This is a genomic window from Methylobacterium sp. WL119, from assembly GCF_008039875.1.
GTDB lineage: Bacteria > Pseudomonadota > Alphaproteobacteria > Rhizobiales > Beijerinckiaceae > Methylobacterium.
Genome location: NZ_VRUU01000217.1, coordinates 1 through 1722 on the forward strand (window position 1 = coordinate 1; position 1722 = coordinate 1722).

1 protein-coding gene and 2 pseudogenes are annotated in these 1722 nt (G+C 76.6%); all 3 read right to left on the reverse strand.

Going from position 1 to position 1722, the window contains the following annotated elements; all coding sequences use genetic code 11:
• Positions 1-647 (reverse strand): annotated as a pseudogene (locus tag FV227_RS28490) (hypothetical protein); the annotation flags it as partial.
• Positions 648-804: 157 nt separating this feature from the next.
• On the reverse strand, positions 805-1512 hold the full coding sequence (locus tag FV227_RS28495) for a uroporphyrinogen-III synthase (RefSeq protein ID WP_147844693.1): 708 nt from the start codon (positions 1510-1512) through the stop codon (positions 805-807).
• 4 nt (positions 1513-1516) lie between these two features.
• Positions 1517-1722: pseudogene (locus tag FV227_RS28500) on the reverse strand (aldose 1-epimerase family protein); the annotation flags it as partial.

The following is a 1722-nucleotide window of genomic DNA, read 5'->3' on the forward strand; positions in this document are numbered from 1 at the left end:
CCGGAGGGCCGCGGCCCGCCCGCCGTGGCGCCGCCGGCGGATTTCGGCGGCTCGGCGGCGGTGCCGGCCCCGGACCGGCCGAACTCGGGCTTCGCCGGGTCCGGCTTGCCCGGCTCGGCTTTCCCCGGCTCCTTCGCCGCGGACGGGCCGCCCGGCGCGCCGGCGATCCCGGGCTTGACCGCCTCTGTCGCGGGCTTGCTCGGGAACGCTGCAGAGGCGGCGCCCGCCCCGCCGGCAGGCCTGGCGTCGAGCTTCGCCGGATCGGCGGAGGGCTGGGCCGGGCGGCCGGGCTCGGCCTTCGTCGGCCCGGCGGTGATCGGAGGATCGGCGCGGCCGGCCTCCGGCTTCGGCGCCTGGGCCGAGGACGACGGAACGGCGGGCTTGGCCGTATCGGGCTTGATGGTGTCGGGCTTGGCCGTATCGTTCTTGGCCGTATCGGGCTTGCCGGTCTCGGATTTGGCCGGCTCCGACTTGACGTGGACGCCCGGCGGCAGGGTCTCGGGCGGACGGCCCTGCGGCGTCGACACCGTTCCGGGCTTGCCGCCCTGGGTCTGGGGGGCGGTCGAGCTCGGGGCACCGTTCTTCGCGGCACCCGGAGCCTGGGAGCCGGAATTCGGACGGTCGGCGTCGTTGGATGGTGGCTTCACGGCCGTTGTCTCTCCCGTCTCGACGTCCCGGGCGCGGCGGCTGTGCCGCGCGCCCCGATCCTAACGTTCCTCACGACCCGCGCCGGTGCGGGCGGCGCCTACCTATCACCGCCGCTTCCGCCCGGGCGAGACCCGATCTGACGGCGGCGCGGCGATGTCAGGACAGGCCCGCGAGGAGGTCGTCCTCGCGCGGTCGCCCAGCGACGAAATGGGCCGCGACCCCGGCTTGGTCCAGGGCTGCGGCCACGTCGTCCGACAGGCAGTAATGCCTCAACGCGCGGAAAGCTCCGCCGTGTCCGGCCGCTTCCGACAATCGATGCGCCACGCGCGCGCTGCGGCGGGAATAGTGCAGGGCGGCGTCGAGCCCTCCGGGGACGGCGGCGAAGGCCGCGAAGACCGGGTCCGGCAGGTGCGCCACCGCCTCGGCCGCGTAGGCGACGTGCGTCGCGATCCGGTAGCCGGCGGCCGTCAGCCGGGCGGCGGGTTCCGCCTTGCGCTCCGCGCCGGCCACGTGGAGCAGGGATGCCCCCGGCGCGACGGATCCCTGCACGATCGCTGCGAGCGCGGCGGCGTCGCCCGTCCCCGCCGTCACCGCGCCGAGCCGCGCTTCGGCGAGCGCCGCCGTCCGCGGGCCGACGGCGAAGACCGGGATTCCGCGCAGGGTGGCCGCCTCGGTCGTCGCGAGCAGCGCGTCGAGGGCGTTCGCGCTGGTGAGGATCAGCCCGTCGAACGGGCCCGGCGGCAGGGCTGCGCCGGTGGGGCGCACCACCAGCACCGGCGCCACCAGGGGCAGGTGGCCGAGCGCCGCCAGGCGTTCGCCGGTGCGTGCGGCGCCGGGCTCCGGCCGCGCCACCCAGACCCGCACGGCCTCACCCCTCCAGGGTGAGGCGGATGCCGTGATCGGCGGTGGCGCCGGGCGCCAGCACGCGCTGCGCGTCGCGCTCGGCGAGCTCGCCCGAGAATCCGGCCCAGTCGGCATGCCCGGTCCAGGCTTCGAGCGACAGGAACGGCGCGGTCGGCTTCGTCCACACGGCGAGGTGCGGAAAATCCTCGACCGCCATCCGGATCGCCCGCC